This is a genomic window from Phytoactinopolyspora alkaliphila, assembly GCF_010550695.1.
GTDB lineage: Bacteria > Actinomycetota > Actinomycetes > Jiangellales > Jiangellaceae > Phytoactinopolyspora > Phytoactinopolyspora alkaliphila.
Genome location: NZ_JAAGOB010000006.1, coordinates 309,394 through 323,428, shown reverse-complemented (window position 1 = coordinate 323,428; position 14,035 = coordinate 309,394). Strand labels below are relative to the sequence as shown.

Genomic DNA, 14,035 nt, shown 5'->3' with positions numbered 1-14,035 from the left:
GCGCCGGCCTCTCGGTCGGCAGCATGCTCCATGCGCGGTACGTCGGCGAGGGAGTCGCCGGATCAGACGGTAGTTCCCGCCCGACCACTGTCGAGTATCGCACATGAACGCCCAAACCCCACGACGCCGCAGCGTAGGGCCGCACCACCGCCCCAGTCCCTCGAGTATCCGATTGCCCGGCGAAGGCGGCGCGCTCTACTCTGCCCCTTGACCCCACCGACCGCACGATTGTGACGTCATGACCACGCCTGAACCGGCAGCACCCCACCACGAAGTCTTCGCGCATTTCGGCGCCACCGATATTCCTGAGCAGTCTGTCTACCCTTATTCACCTGTGTTTCCCTGCCGCGTGGGGACGGATCGTGTGGTGATCAAGCGCACCCGCGGAAAGCCGGAGCACGCAGCGGCGATCGCGCATTTGACCGCCGAGGCAGCAGACTCCGGCGTTCCCGTGGTGCGAGCCGTCGAAACACGCGCGGAGAATCCCGCCGCCATTGGCGAGCACATCTGGGTCGCCTATCCGTTCATCGAAGGCGACGTCTACAGCGGGAGCGATGAGCACATCGCTGGCGCCGGCGAGCTCCTTGGGCGGCTGCACGCCACAGCGACGCGCACACGCGCGCCCGCCTTCTCCTGGCCCGACCCGGACGAGGAGTCGGTTGCCGAAGACCAGGACGGCCTGGCCGCCACGGTGGGCCCGTGGTCGGCAGCGACGGCGCAGGCGTTGTCCGAGCTGGTGGCGAGATTCCCCGCGGCCATCCTTCCCCGGGTTCGTGACGCCGGCCTGCCCGAGTGCACCATCGTCACCGACTACAAGGCGAACAACCTGATCTACACAGCCGAGGGCCCCGTCCTGGTCGACCCCGACAACGCCGACCACGGTCCCCGCCTGTTCGATCTCGCGTTCGCCGCACTGCAGTTCCACTCCGAGCATCCGGGCGCGCCGAGCCGCACGTTCGACGTGCGCGAATGGACGATCTTCACCACCTCCTACCAGCGCCACGTCCAGCTCACACCACTCGAGCGAGAACTCTGGCCGACGGTCGTGGAGTACGTGCTCAGCGAGGAGAGCGTGTGGACGCTCGTCGAATCCGACGATTGGGACGACGAGCGCGAGCGCGCCTTCCTGCTCGACCTCGCCCAGGCCGACGCCGCACGCTTCCCGCTCCCCGACTAGACGACAGACAGGGGCAAGAGCCGCTGGCCGGTGGGACCGGTCTGGATCTCGGTTCCCATCTGCGGGCACACCCCGCAGTCGAAGCACGGCGTCCAGCGGCAGTCGTCGACCTCGATCTCGTCCAGAGCGTCCTGCCAGTCCTCCCAGAGCCACTCCCGGTCGAGCCCGGAGTCGAGGTGGTCCCACGGCAGCACCTCGTCACGCTCCCGCTCGCGTGTGGTGTACCAGGCAAGATCCACCGGCTCCCCGGCGAGAGCGCGCCGCGCGCATTCCGTCCACTGCTCGTAGGAGAAGTGTTCGCTCCATCCGTCGAATCGGCCGCCCTCCTCCCAGACGGCCCTGACGACCCGGCCGACCCTCCGGTCACCGCGGGAGAGCAGCCCTTCCACCATGCTCGGCTTGCCCTCGTGGTAGCGCAGCCCGATCGCCTTGTTGTAGGCACGGTCGGAGCGGATCGCATCCCGGAGCTTGCGCAGCCGGGCGTCGACGACCTCGTGGTCGCATTGGGCGGCCCATTGGAACGGCGTGTGCGGCTTGGGGACGAAACCGCCGATGGAGACGGTGCACCGGATGTCACGGCGGCCGGACACCTCCCGGCCCTTGGCGATCACCCGCTTGGCGAGATCGGCGATGGCGAGGACGTCGTCGTCGGTCTCGGTGGGCAGCCCGCACATGAAGTACAGCTTCACCTGCCGCCATCCGTTGCCGTAAGCCGTGGCGACCGTCTGGATGAGGTCGTCCTCGCTCACCATCTTGTTGATGACCTTGCGCATCCGCTCGGTCCCGCCCTCCGGGGCGAAGGTCAGCCCGGAGCGGCGGCCGTTGCGGGACAGCTCGTTGGCCAGCGTCACGTTGAACGCGTCGACCCGGGTGGACGGCAACGACAACGAGGTGTTGGTGCCTTCGTAGCGGTCGGCGAGGTCCTTGGCGACCTCACCGATCTCGGAGTGGTCGGCGCTGGAGAGCGATAGGAGGCCGACCTCTTCGAATCCGGAGTTCTCCACCCCGGTCTTCACCATGTCGCCGATGGTGGTGATGGACCGCTCGCGGACCGGGCGGGTGATCATGCCAGCCTGGCAGAATCGGCAGCCGCGGGTGCAGCCGCGAAAGATCTCGACGCTGTACCGCTCGTGCACCGTCTCGGCCAGAGGAACCAGCGGCTTCTTCGGATACGGCCACTGGTCGAGGTCCATGACGGTGTGCTTGTGCACGCGCGGTGGCACGCCCGGCCGGTTGGGCGTGACCCGGTCGATGGTCCCGTCCGGGCGGTACTCGACGTCGTAGAACTTCGGGACGTAGACGCCGCCGCTGCTCGCCAGGCGAAGCAGCAGCTCGTCCCGCCCGCCAGGACACCCCTCGGCCTTCCACTCGCGGACCACCTCGGTGATGGCCAGGACCACTTCCTCGCCGTCCCCCAGCACGGCGGCGTCGACGAAGTCCGCGATGGGCTCCGGGTTGAACGCAGCGTGACCGCCGGCGACGACGACCGGGTGTGTCTCGTTCCTATCCACCGCGTCGAGCGGAATCCCGGCCAGGTCCAGGGCGGTGAGCATGTTGGTGTACCCGAGCTCGGTGGCGAACGAGACGCCCAGCAGGTCGAATGCGGCCACCGGCCGGTGCGAGTCGACGGTGAACTGCCCGATCCGGTGCTCCCGCATCAGCGCTTCGAGATCAGGCCACACCGAATAGGTCCGCTCGGCAAGGACGCCTTCGCGTTCGTTGAGCACCTCGTAGAGGATCTGGACGCCTTGGTTGGGGACACCGACCTCATAGGCGTCGGGGTACATCAGCGCCCACCGGACCTGGGCCTCGTCCCAAGGCTTGACCACAGCGTTCAGCTCGCCTCCGACGTACTGGATCGGCTTGCCGACCCGGGACAGCAGCGGCTCCAGGCGCGGGAACAACGACTCGACCGACATGATGATGGGGGCTCCAGACGATCTGGGGAAACAGCGCTCGAGTCTACCGCGGGCAGGCAGGCCACCAACTTGCCCGAGACGAACGAAAATGTACGCTACGTGGTATCCGTACGGTCAGGAACCGCGAGAGAGGACAGTATGGTGTCCCAGCCGGATGTCCCGGACTCAGCCGGCGGAGGGTACGACGGCCTTCGGGTCCAGCCGGGCGTCGTGGAGTGGTCTCCACCAGAACTCGACCTGCATGTGCCGGAGCTCGAACCGCCGATCGTCCTCGATCCGCCCACTCCGCCCGAGCCGCCGCAGGACAGCCAGGTCAGCCGGGAAGAGCTCGAGCTGGCCCTGGAGCGCGCCAAACTCGTCGCGGAAGACTGTGCCACCATCCTCCAGCCGGCGGTCCAGGCCATGCTCGACGGCGCATGGGTGAGCCGGCGAGCGGACGAGTTCTCCCTCGCGCTGGAGGAGCATGCCCGGATGGCCACCTCCGCCGGAGCGCACCCAGTCCGGGTGATCGAGCACGCCCTCGATCAGCGCCTGGAGACCGGTGATCCACTTCAGCCGGGCGTCTTCATGCCGCAACCGGAGGTCGGTTCCTGATGGCTGGGAAGATCCAAGGCGACATCGATGGCGAGTCCGCGGGCAAAGTGCTGGGCGGGCTCGAGAAAACCCCCATCGACGACGTCGCCGACGTCGCCGACTCGTCGTCATACGCCTCGACGTCGGACTACTACGGTGGCGGCGGAGACGGAGGCGGCAGTGACTACACCGGCTACGGGAACTCGGGCCGCGGCGGCGGCGCCCTCGACCCCGAGGATTCCGACGACTCGGGGGATTCGGAGGATTCCGACTCGGCGGATTCCGAAGGCTCCGAGGACTTGACCGACTCCGAGGACTCCACCGATGAGCCGTCGGACAACGAGCCGTCGGAAAACGACCCGTCGGACAACCAGATGTGGACGCAGCCGGACGAGCATCGCACGGGTGACGACACGGGTGACGACACCGGCGGCGGGACGGACGGCGACGGGGGCACGGGTGACCGTCGCGTCTCCATGGACATTCAGGCGATGACCACGCTGATCGCGGCGATGGAACGGGCGCGGGACCAGATCCCGGAGTATCAGGCCGAGTTCCGCAAGATCCTGCTCGACGTCGATCTGCTGGAGACCGCCTACCCCGACGCTGACCGGCTGCCGCAGGTGGTGGCATGGATCGAGGACGAGCTTCCCGGCCTGCGGCGCAGGCTGGCACTGGCCCAGGCCCTGGAGGACGACACTTTGCGCACTCAGCCGGACCGCGGCTTGCCACATGCGCGCCCTCCGGTGACGTACTTCGAGCACCACGTCCCCGACCATCCGCCGCATGTCTCCACCGAGCACGGCCGGGAGCTGGTGAGCCTGTTGACCACGCAGCCGGACCAGGTGGAGCGACTGGTCGCCAAGCTCACCGGCAACCAGCATGACCCCTATTTCACGCACCAGTTCACCGGCGAGGCGGATCCGGCCGATGTGACCGCGGTCATCGAGGCCGCGCGTGCCCGGGACGACATCGATCCGGCCCGCGTGGATGAGCTGGAAAGCCTGGTTCGTGCCGCCGTCCGTACCGCCGCCCGCGGTACCGGAGAGCTCGCGCCGGGCGGGGACTTCGACGACCGGTGGCGGCAGTTCGCGCCTGCGAGCGGGGCGCCGGCCACGGCGTGACCCGGTGCACCAGCACACCGAACGCACCGCGCACGGACCGGCTAGGCTTTGGCTCCTGCTATCACTTACGTGACCTTCTGAACATCTGGAGCATCTATGTCCGAGCGCACGCTTGTTCTCATCAAGCCCGACGCCGTGTCCCGCGGCCTGGTCGGCGAGATCCTGGCCCGTTACGAACGCAAGGGTCTGTCCATCGTCGCCATGGACCAGCGCACCATCGACGCCTCCCTGTCCGACGCCCACTACGCCGAACACGTCGGCAAGCCCTTCTACCCCGGTCTGCGGGATTTCGTCACCTCCGGCCCGCTCGTCGCACTCGTGCTCGAAGGTGACCAAGCCATCGACGTGGTCCGCCAGATGAACGGCGCCACCGACAGCCGTGCGGCCGCTCCCGGAACCATCCGCGGCGACCTGTCGCTGTCCAAGAGCGAGAACCTGGTGCACGCCTCGGACTCCGCGGATTCCGCGAAGCGCGAGCTGGCGCTGTGGTTCCCGTCTCTGGCCGGTTAGCGAGGGCATCGACATGGGCGACCCGGACGCGAACCGCGAATACACCTCCATGGACGTCGACGCCCTGGGCGACGCCGTCGACGACCTCGACGCCACTCTGACCGGCCTCACGGATCGGATCTCCCACCTGGAATCCGACTTCACCTACTTCGGTGTGGACAAGGCCAACCTGAACAAGCTGCTCGAGGCGAAGTCCGACCTCGAGACGATCATGCCCGACATGCGACGCCGGCATAGTCTGGCCGTACAGAGGCTCGCGGAGCTGCAGAGCGGCGGCTGGTCCGGGGACGGCGTCATCAGCTTCGAAGGCACCGACATTCTCAACGACCTCTTCGACTCCGTCGAGGACGCGCAGGAAGCCGGACGGGAGCTGGCCGATCAGGTCAACGACGCGAACGGTGAGATCCCGCAGGAAGTCTGGGACGAGCTCGCCCAGTACGGCCACGATCCGGACTTCGCCGAGGCGTTCGTCAACGGCCTGGATCCCGCCGCGCGGGGATTCCTGCTCATGGAGCCCTACAAGGGCGAGTCCTCCGGGGACGGGCCGGACGAAGCCGCCACACGGGCGTTGACCACCGTATTCTCCACTGCCAGCTTCCGGATCGACTACGACGTCGAGTTCATCTCGGAGATGAACACCGCCCTTCGGGACATGGGCCTGCACCCGGAGGGCATTGTCCTGGTCGACAGCATGGCCCACCTGATGAACCAGGGCGGGCACTGGAATCACGAGTCGGTCGTGGCCTTCGCCGAGGCGGCACTGCACGGCGAGTACGAGGACATCGGCAAGGTGGGCGACTGGCCGGGAGTCATCAACGCGCTGGCGAAGAATCCGCGGGCGGCCGCCGAGTACATGCATAAGCACCCTGACGAGGTGTGGGAACAGGCTCAGGTGATCGGGCCCGTCACCAGTACCCAGGAGTGGAACGAGGCGTGGGCCGCGTTCGTCAAGGCCGGTACCATCGACGCCCACTCGATCTATGAACGTCTGCGCCTCTACGACGACGGCCAGGCCAACCTCGCCGAACAGAACGCCGCCACGTGGATCGTGAACGTCGGATCGCTCGAGGAGCCGTTCCCGTTCACCGACGAGATGCGCGCCGTCTTCGTCGATATCACCGAGCAGTACTGGGACGAGTTCATGTACGCGTTCTCCGCGCCGGCCGGGGTCCCGCAGCTGCCGGACGGCACGCCTATTCCCATCAACGGGATCGACCCCGGCATTTGGGACGAGTTCATCACCGAGGGGATGCGTTCGGAAGAGGGCGCCGCACGCACCTTCGAGCTGTTCCACAACCAGGTGCAGGACATCCGGAACGGCCGCGGTGGCGACCACGCGGCCAGCGGGTGGGATGGTCACGTCGCCGGGCAGCTCTCGAAAATGTTCCTCGCCAACTGGAACCAGGTCCTGGACGAGCGTGGGGCCAGTGCCGAGGATGCCAAGGAGTTCCGGGACGGCATCATCGATTGGCTCATCGGCGCCGGCTTCGACCCCAAGGGCGCGGCGGAAGACATCGCCGGCAAGCCCAAGGAGATGGCCCAGCAGATCCTCGGCGACCTGGTCAAGGGTTGGATGGACGACCTCACCGAGGAGCAAGCCCAGGAGCTCGAGACCAGCGTCTTCGGCTACCACCGGCGCTGGCGGGATTATGCCAACCAGCGCCTGGAACAGAACGAGTTGCCTTACAACAACCCGGACATCGAGCCGTACGACGACGGCACGGTGACGTGGGACGGCGACCCGGCCTTCTACGAAAGGCACTACGGCGGGACGTTCACCGACAGCAATGGGCGGCTGCTGCCGTTCGAGGAGATCGTGAGCGACCCCGACGCGCTCGCTGCGTACAATGCCTGGCTTCAGGATCCCGCCGTGCAGCAAGCCACCAACGGGTTCTTCCGGGACGAGAACGGGCCGGACTAACGAGAACCCGTCCGAGGGGGCTCAGCCCTCGGATTCCCTGACGGTGGCGGCGAAGGTCACCAGGATCGACTCGCCCGATTCTGGGTCCTGCGCCGCCACCACCACGGTCCCGTTGCCCAGGAGCGTGGTGGCGTTTCCGAACAGGCTGGCCGTGACCACCTGGCCGTCGGGCGCCACATACACGCCCGCGAGGTCCTCGTCCTCGCCGCCGGCCGCGGCGTCGGCGATGGCCTGCGCGCGGTCGCTGCCGTCCACGACGTCCCAGCGATGACGTTCCGCGGTCTCGTCCTCGCTGGGCAAGCCGCCGAACGTGGTCGCCAGCACCCCACCGTCGCTGGAGACGGACGGGCTCCCCAGGTGCCGCAGGTTGGACCCGTACTCGACGGCGAGCGGGCTGAGCGGATCGGTCAGCGGGCCGTCGGCGGAGATTCTGGGCACGGTGGGCGTGCCGTCCGGTGCGCCTAGGACCGGACGGAGCGTGCCGTCCTCCTCCACCGCCAGGACGCTGCGGGTCATCTGCACGACGACTTCGTCCTCTCCCGCGCCCACGAGCACAGGTCCGAGAATCGGGACGTCGGTGGCCGCGGCGCCGTCGTCGGGAAACGCCGAACCATGGACCACGCCGTCGGTGATCTGATCGGCGTCCTCGGGTGGCTTGCCCGCGACGGTCCGCAGCGCCCCGTCCTCAACCACCCGGACCAGGTTGGCGACCTCATACCCGGCCCCGGCGATCTCCTCGACGAAGAGGACTCGCCCAGTGCCGTCGACGGCGATGTCGCTGATCCGGCCAAGCGCGGCGTCGGCCGCATCGGTGCCGTCGGGTGACGCCGGCATCCGGTCGGTGCCGTCGGGCGCGTCCACCCCGAAGGCAGGTTCCACGTCTCCGGTCCCGTCCCACCGATACACGGTGGACCAACCCAACGGCTCGTTCGGCGTGCCCCGGAGCAACATGTACACCGTGCCGTCCGGCGCGGGGGCGAGGTCGACGATCTCCGTGGCGCCGTCAGGCAGTGCCGGCGACCAGGCCGACACGCCGCCGGACTCATCCACGCGCACGATGGAGGTCGCGTCCAGCACGGCGTAGACCGTCCCGTCAGTTCCCGCCGCGAGAGACGTCAGCGGCCCGGAGAACAGGGCGTCCTCCCCGGCCACGGGGCTCTCACTAGGCTCCTCCTGGCCGCCGCCGGCCAGCAGACTCACCGGGAACCGCCCGGAATCGTCCCCGTCCTCGGAGGTGCAGGCTGGCAGGGCAGCTACCGCGAGCACGAGGGCGCCCGCGGTGAGTCGACGCAACATGACCCGGAGTCTAGTGCGCGGTGCCGGACAGCTCGGCCACCGGATTTCCGGCCTGTCGCACGACGTGGTCTAGGATCGAGGCGGTCCAGCCGAGGAGTGCAGATGTGCGACGAAGAAGAACGTATGGTCCCCAACCCGTATCTGGCGGCCATGGACAGCCTGATCAGGCGTACCGAGAACGCGGTGGAGGACACGCCGAACATGGACGCGCCTACCGACTCCATCGGCGAGGGGCCTGCCTGGACGGGACGCAAGGCGCGTGAGATCCATGACGACTACCTCTCGCCCAACGCCGATCCGGTCCGCACGGCACTGAACGATCTGGTCAGTGACGTCGAGACGCGCAAGGGCGAGTTCGACGCCGAAGTCCCCGAGGGCGTCGCCAACGCGATCCGCGCCGATCTGAATTACCGCTGAGCGCCGGCCTCCGGGACCTGAACCAGCTGCCACTGCCCGCCCGCGACGTAGATGCCTCGGCCGGGCGGCATACCCCCGGTGAGCGAGCGCGGGATCTTCAGCCCGAAGTGATCGCCGTCGCTGGTACCGCCCGGCGAGAGCAGCAGGCCTGACCGGGACTTCTTCAGGGCCGCCACCGGGCCCCGGTAGGAGCTGCCGAGGTCGTCCGTCGTGCCGGCGGCCACGATGACGCTGCCCGAGTCCCGGATCTTGCCGAGGTGCTTGGTGATGGCGTCAACGACGTGACCGTCCACGCCGAGCAGTTCGACGTCGTCGATGATCACCGCGCTCGGCGGCCGGTCCCTGGCCGGTGCGAACTCCTCGAAGACCGCCAGTACCTCGTCCTTCTTGGCCTCCAGGTCGAGCACCACCTCGACTCCCTGGTGCTCGCTGAGCGTCCGCAGCGGGCTGCGCCGCGGCATCACCAGCATGACCCGCCACCCGCGATCCAGGATCGACGTGGTCATGGTCAGGAGCGTGGAGCTGCGCCCGGACCGGCGCGGCCCCAGGATCAGCATCCCCGGCCCGTGGTCGAGGGCGTCGAGCGTGCGCAGAGTCAGTGTGTCGCCACCGACCGCGATCGGGATCTCGGTGCCGGCCAGCGGCTTCTCCAGCAGTTTCGTGGCGTCGGCGAGGGAGATCTTGGAGGGAAGCGGATCGACCCGGAACGGGCGCATCCGGCGCGGCAGGTCGGCGAAGCGGGCCGCGGCCTGCCGGCCGATCTCCTGGAGCGCGGCCACCTGGGCGGTGCCGGCGTCGTCGTCGGTCAGCAGGGCGATCTGGGTTTCGCGTAGTCCGTCCGCGCGGAATGCCCGGCCCGGAGGCATGTGCTCGGGCACCTCCTTGCCGGGCATGCCGATCGAGGTGAAGTCGGCGATGTCGGTCATGCGCAGCATCAGCTTGTCGTCCATCAGGGTGCTCAACCGCCCGACCAGGCTCGTCCGGTCGCCGGTCATGATGACCTTCACCCCGACGCCGGTGCCCTCCTGCATGATCTGCATCCACAGGTCGACGAGCCGGCCGTTGTCGTAGCTCTCGTACGCCTGCTTGAAGCCCTCCCACCGGTCGAACAGGATGACGATGTACGGCAGCCGCTTCTCCGGCGCCACGTTGGCGCGCAGCTCGCTCAGATCGGCGAAGCCCTGCTCGGCGAGCAGCTGCTGGCGGCGGCCGATCTCGGCCCGTAGGCGGGCGCTGAGCCGGGACAGCCGGTCCGGCTGGTCGCGCGTGACCACGGCACCCGTGTGCGGCATGCCGACGATCGGCAGCAGGGCGTTGTTTCCGCAGTCGACGCCGTAGAGATGAACGTCCTGTGGCGAGATCTCGCGTCCGATGACGCCGGCGAACGCCCTCAGCACAGTGGAGCGGCCGCTGCGCGGAGCGCCGATGACTGACAGGTGACCGCCGCCGGACACGTCGTAGTAGGCCACGGCGCGGCGCTGTTCGCTGGGGATGTCGACCATCCCGAACGGCAGCCGCAGACGGTTCGCGGTGCCGACCGAGGCGCCCTGCTCGTCGAAGAGCTGGTCCAGCGTCATGATCTCGTCGAGCGGCGGCAGCCACGGCGGGGGCGGTGCCTTGATCCCGGTGCGGTCCGAGGCCTCGTTGATCGCCTTGACGAGGCTCTCCAGGTCGGTGGGGATGCTGACGTCTTCCTCGGCCTGGGCCTGGCCCGCGCGCTCTGGAGCACGACCGATACTGCCCCAGGACAGCTCCCGCAGGCCGATCGCGACCTCGGCGTCGGGCGCGACCGGCCGGCCACCCACCCGCGACGACTGGAACTGCACCAGCGACGAGTGCCCGAGTCGGGCATAGGCACGCCCGGGCAGCGACTTCGGGATCTCGGCCGACTCCGCCGACTCGATCACGTCCTGGCTGTCGCTGCGGTCGGTGACCCGCAACGCGATCCGCAGGTTGGTGTTCGACTTGATCTCCGAGCTCACCACACCGGCCGGGCGCTGGGTGGCGAGGATGAGGTGCACGCCGAGCGACCGGCCACGGCGGGCGATGTCGACCAGGCCCTTGACGAAGTCCGGCAGCTCAGCCACGAGTGCGGCGAACTCGTCGATGACGATCATCAGCCGGGGCATCGGCGGGTCGTCCGGCTCCCGCCCGGCCAGGTAGTCCTCGATGTCCTTGGCTCCGGCGTCGGCGAGCTGATGCTCGCGCCGGTGCAGCTCGGCCGCGAGACTGGCCAGCGCCCTGGTGGTGAGGTGCCCGTCGAGGTCGGTGACCATGCCGACGGTGTGCGGCAGGTTGTTGCAGTCCTTGAACGCGGCGCCACCCTTGTAGTCGACCAGGACGAAGGTGAACTCGTCCGGCCGGTTGGCGACCGACAGCGACGCGATGACGGTCTGCAGCAGCTCCGACTTTCCCGAACCCGTGGTGCCGGCCACCAGGCCGTGCGGGCCGTCGGCGCGCACGTCGATCGCAAAGGGACCGTCGGCGCCCTCGCCGATCACCGCCTTCGTGGTCCGGCCCACCTGGGACCACCAGCGCTCGATCGCCTCCGGCGTGGCCGGGTCCATCCCGAGTACGTCCAGCAGGCGGCTCGACGCCGGCAGGGTCGAGGAGAGGTCCTCGGTGCTGACGTCCTTGATCGGCGCCAGGGCGCGGCCCAGGCGCTCGCACCATCCCGGCGGCACGATATCCGCGCGGACGCCCTCGATCGTGGTGCTCTGCGTGACCCGGACCTTCGTGGTGTTGCCCGGGCCGACGAAGACCACCGCACGGCACTCCTCCGGCAGCTGCTGCTCCTCGGTGTCGATGCACAGGAACAGAATCCCCAGCGACGGGCCCTCTCGCAGCAGGGTTACCAGGCCGGGTATCAGCCGGATACGACGGGCGCCGTCCAGCACCACGAGCAGCGGGCTGAAGCCGACGTCGCGGCTGGCCAGCATGCCGCCGCCTTTGTCGTCCCGCACCGCCTTGCGGGCTTCCATCAGGGCCATCAGCTCGGCCACCCGGCGGTTGGTGGTCTCCTCGTCGACGCCGACTCCGGCGATGACGTCGGCGTCGTCCGCACGCCGCGCATGCGGCAGCCATCTCACCCAGTTCCATGCCTCGTCGCCGTCCGGATCGGAGAGGACCACGATGGCGAGGTCGGCGGGACTGTGCAGGGCGCCGGCCTGAGCGACCATCCACTCCGCCACGAGCGTGCGGATGCCGTCGGCGCCGGCCACCCCGGTGACGCCGGACGCCGCCAGGTCGACGCCGACCGGAACGTCGGGTGCCGTCCATCGCAGGTCTCGCTCGTGGTCGTCGCGAGCCGGATCGGTCAGCTTCACCTCGCTGGGAATGTCGGCGGTCCCGACGCGCACCCGAAGCCAGTCCGGATCGGTGCGGCGGCGCTCCCAGAGCCGCGCCCGTGGGCCGGTGGCGAACAGCAACGTGGCTGCCGGGTCCGGCATGTCCCGCCGCCGTGCGCCGCGCTCGCGGACGAGCGCCTCATACGCCTGACGGCTGATCCGCTGGAGCCGCTCGACGTAGTTCTCCATGTTGGTGGTGTAGTTGCCACGCTGCTGCTTCTTGTTGCTGCGATAGCGCGCCACCAGCATGATCGGCGCTAGCAGCATGATCATCAAGCTGTAGGGGGAGCGGATCAGGAGGAACATGGTGCCGCCCATGATCATCGGCCCCATCGCCATCACCCACGGCACCGGCGACTTCTGCGGCTTCTGCGGTTCGCTGGGCAGCCGGAAGTCGGTCTGGCGGGGCGGCGGCAACAGCCTCGGCGGCCGGTTGTAGTCCAGCGTGACGCCGCTGGGGCTCGGCGACAGGGACGCGTCCGGCGGTGCGGGGACAGCGAGCTCGAACATCACCTCGCCGACCACGAGGGCGGTGCCGGGTTGCCACACGGTGGGGCTGTCCAGCTGCACCCGATCGATGTGGGCGTACGGCCGGTCGTCGTCCGCCGAGATGGTCAGATGCGGGTTCTTGAGCCGGTCGAGCTCCTTGATCAGCTTCTTGTACCGCCGCTTGCGCCGTTGCTTGCGCTTCTTCTTGGGCTCGTCGTCGTCCTTCGGGATGATGATGGGGCCTTCGAGCCGGTACTCGCGATCCGGCGGCGGCATCACCTCGCCGGTGACCGCGGGGTCCGGGGTGACCGTCACCGTTCCGTCGAGGCGCACGTCCAGCCGGAAGGCCGTGGCGGGCAGGCCGGGGTCGTGGACGCGGATCGCCGCCGCCGGCCCGGTCCCGACGTCGTAGCTTCCCGGAGCCAGGCTGTCCACCCGTCCGGCACCGAACCCGGAGACGGTGCGCAGCTCGACGACGCCGGTGCGCTCGGCGAACACGTCGGCCAGCGGCACGCCGAGGCCCACCAGGACCCCGTTGTGCAGCGGCGAAGCACTGACCAGCGCCTTCGGATCGAGTGCGGTGCCACCGAGGTAGAGCTCCGGCGTCGCGGCCGTCTCCATCCCGCCGCCCAGGCCGTCGTCGACCACGCCCAGATGACGTCCGGCCGTGCGCACGATCTGCGGCTCCGGCGCGGCAGGCTTGAGCTGCGCGGCAAGCTGGCGGGCGACGTCGCCGACCGTGGCGTTGTCGTCGCACTCCACTGCCAGGTCGACGACATCGCCATCGGTCGCCGCCACGGCACTCAACAGCAGCCGCACGTCCCTACACTCCCGCTTTCCGGTAGGTCACTTCTTCACCGACCAGCATGGTACCGGCACAAATCAGTGTCCACGTGACGCCTGCATACGGCGGTGGCCCGCATTCTTCAGAAGAATGCGGGCCACCGTGGTGAAACCTTGAAGAGCTGAACCTCAGGGGAGACGGTCCGGCTCGCCGAACGCTTCGGCCATGTTGTTGTGGTTGACGAGCACGTCCTGGGCCGCGCCCTCGAGCGCGTCCCGCAGCGTGATCAGGTTCTGCTTGTACTCTTCCCACGCCTCCCGGAACTGCGTCGCGTAGGTGCCTTCCCAGACCGTGTTGTCCAGCGCACCGTCGACGTCGTTCTTGATGGTCTCGGCGTCCTCGCCCTTCGCATTGAATGTGCGATAGAGCTCCGCCAGGGTGGATAGTTCTGCGCCTACTGCCATGATGTAACTCCTTA

At 68.6% G+C, this 14,035-nt stretch carries 10 protein-coding genes; 6 read left to right on the top strand and 4 right to left on the bottom strand.

Annotation, left to right across the window (positions count from 1 at the left end):
* Window positions 1–238: 238 nt before the first annotated feature.
* Window positions 239–1,177: a phosphotransferase enzyme family protein gene (locus G1H11_RS13520; RefSeq protein ID WP_246211340.1), complete on the top strand. Its 939-nt coding sequence runs from the start codon at window positions 239–241 to the stop codon at window positions 1,175–1,177.
* On the opposite strand, the gene G1H11_RS13515 is transcribed toward G1H11_RS13520, so the two are convergent.
* Window positions 1,174–3,096, bottom strand: a complete 1,923-nt coding sequence (locus G1H11_RS13515; RefSeq protein WP_163819089.1) for a TIGR03960 family B12-binding radical SAM protein — start codon at window positions 3,094–3,096, stop codon at window positions 1,174–1,176. The genes G1H11_RS13520 and G1H11_RS13515 overlap by 4 nt on opposite strands.
* A gap of 141 nt (window positions 3,097–3,237) precedes the next feature.
* Here G1H11_RS13515 and G1H11_RS13510 point away from each other — a divergent pair, with 141 nt between their 5' ends.
* The 4 genes from G1H11_RS13510 (at window position 3,238) to G1H11_RS13495 (ending at window position 7,224) form a co-directional block, all read left to right on the top strand.
* Window positions 3,238–3,690, top strand: a complete 453-nt coding sequence (locus G1H11_RS13510; protein WP_163819088.1) for a hypothetical protein — start codon at window positions 3,238–3,240, stop codon at window positions 3,688–3,690.
* Complete coding sequence (locus G1H11_RS13505) at window positions 3,690–4,793, top strand: hypothetical protein (protein WP_163819087.1); 1,104 nt, start codon at window positions 3,690–3,692, stop codon at window positions 4,791–4,793. Before G1H11_RS13510 ends, G1H11_RS13505 begins: the two co-directional genes overlap by 1 nt.
* Before the next feature lie 96 nt (window positions 4,794–4,889).
* A complete protein-coding gene (ndk, locus tag G1H11_RS13500) occupies window positions 4,890–5,303 on the top strand; it encodes a nucleoside-diphosphate kinase (RefSeq protein ID WP_163819086.1) in 414 nt (137 codons plus the stop codon).
* Window positions 5,304–5,316: 13 nt separating this feature from the next.
* A complete protein-coding gene (locus G1H11_RS13495; RefSeq protein WP_163819085.1) occupies window positions 5,317–7,224 on the top strand; it encodes a hypothetical protein in 1,908 nt (635 codons plus the stop codon).
* 21 nt (window positions 7,225–7,245) lie between these two features.
* Here G1H11_RS13495 and G1H11_RS13490 read toward each other — a convergent pair whose 3' ends face one another.
* Entirely contained in the window at window positions 7,246–8,520 is a 1,275-nt protein-coding gene (locus tag G1H11_RS13490; protein WP_163819084.1) for an SMP-30/gluconolactonase/LRE family protein, read from the bottom strand.
* A 102-nt stretch (window positions 8,521–8,622) separates the two neighbouring features.
* Here G1H11_RS13490 and G1H11_RS13485 point away from each other — a divergent pair, with 102 nt between their 5' ends.
* Window positions 8,623–8,937 carry a hypothetical protein gene (locus tag G1H11_RS13485; protein WP_163819083.1) on the top strand — a complete coding sequence of 105 codons (315 nt, stop codon included), beginning with the start codon at window positions 8,623–8,625 and terminating at the stop codon, window positions 8,935–8,937.
* Here G1H11_RS13485 and G1H11_RS13480 read toward each other — a convergent pair.
* Window positions 8,928–13,592, bottom strand: coding sequence for an FtsK/SpoIIIE domain-containing protein (locus G1H11_RS13480; RefSeq protein ID WP_163819082.1), 4,665 nt, complete (start codon window positions 13,590–13,592; stop codon window positions 8,928–8,930). The genes G1H11_RS13485 and G1H11_RS13480 overlap by 10 nt on opposite strands.
* Window positions 13,593–13,745: 153 nt before the next feature.
* Window positions 13,746–14,021 carry a WXG100 family type VII secretion target gene (locus G1H11_RS13475; RefSeq protein ID WP_163819081.1) on the bottom strand — a complete coding sequence of 92 codons (276 nt, stop codon included), beginning with the start codon at window positions 14,019–14,021 and terminating at the stop codon, window positions 13,746–13,748.
* Window positions 14,022–14,035: the final 14 nt, after the last annotated feature.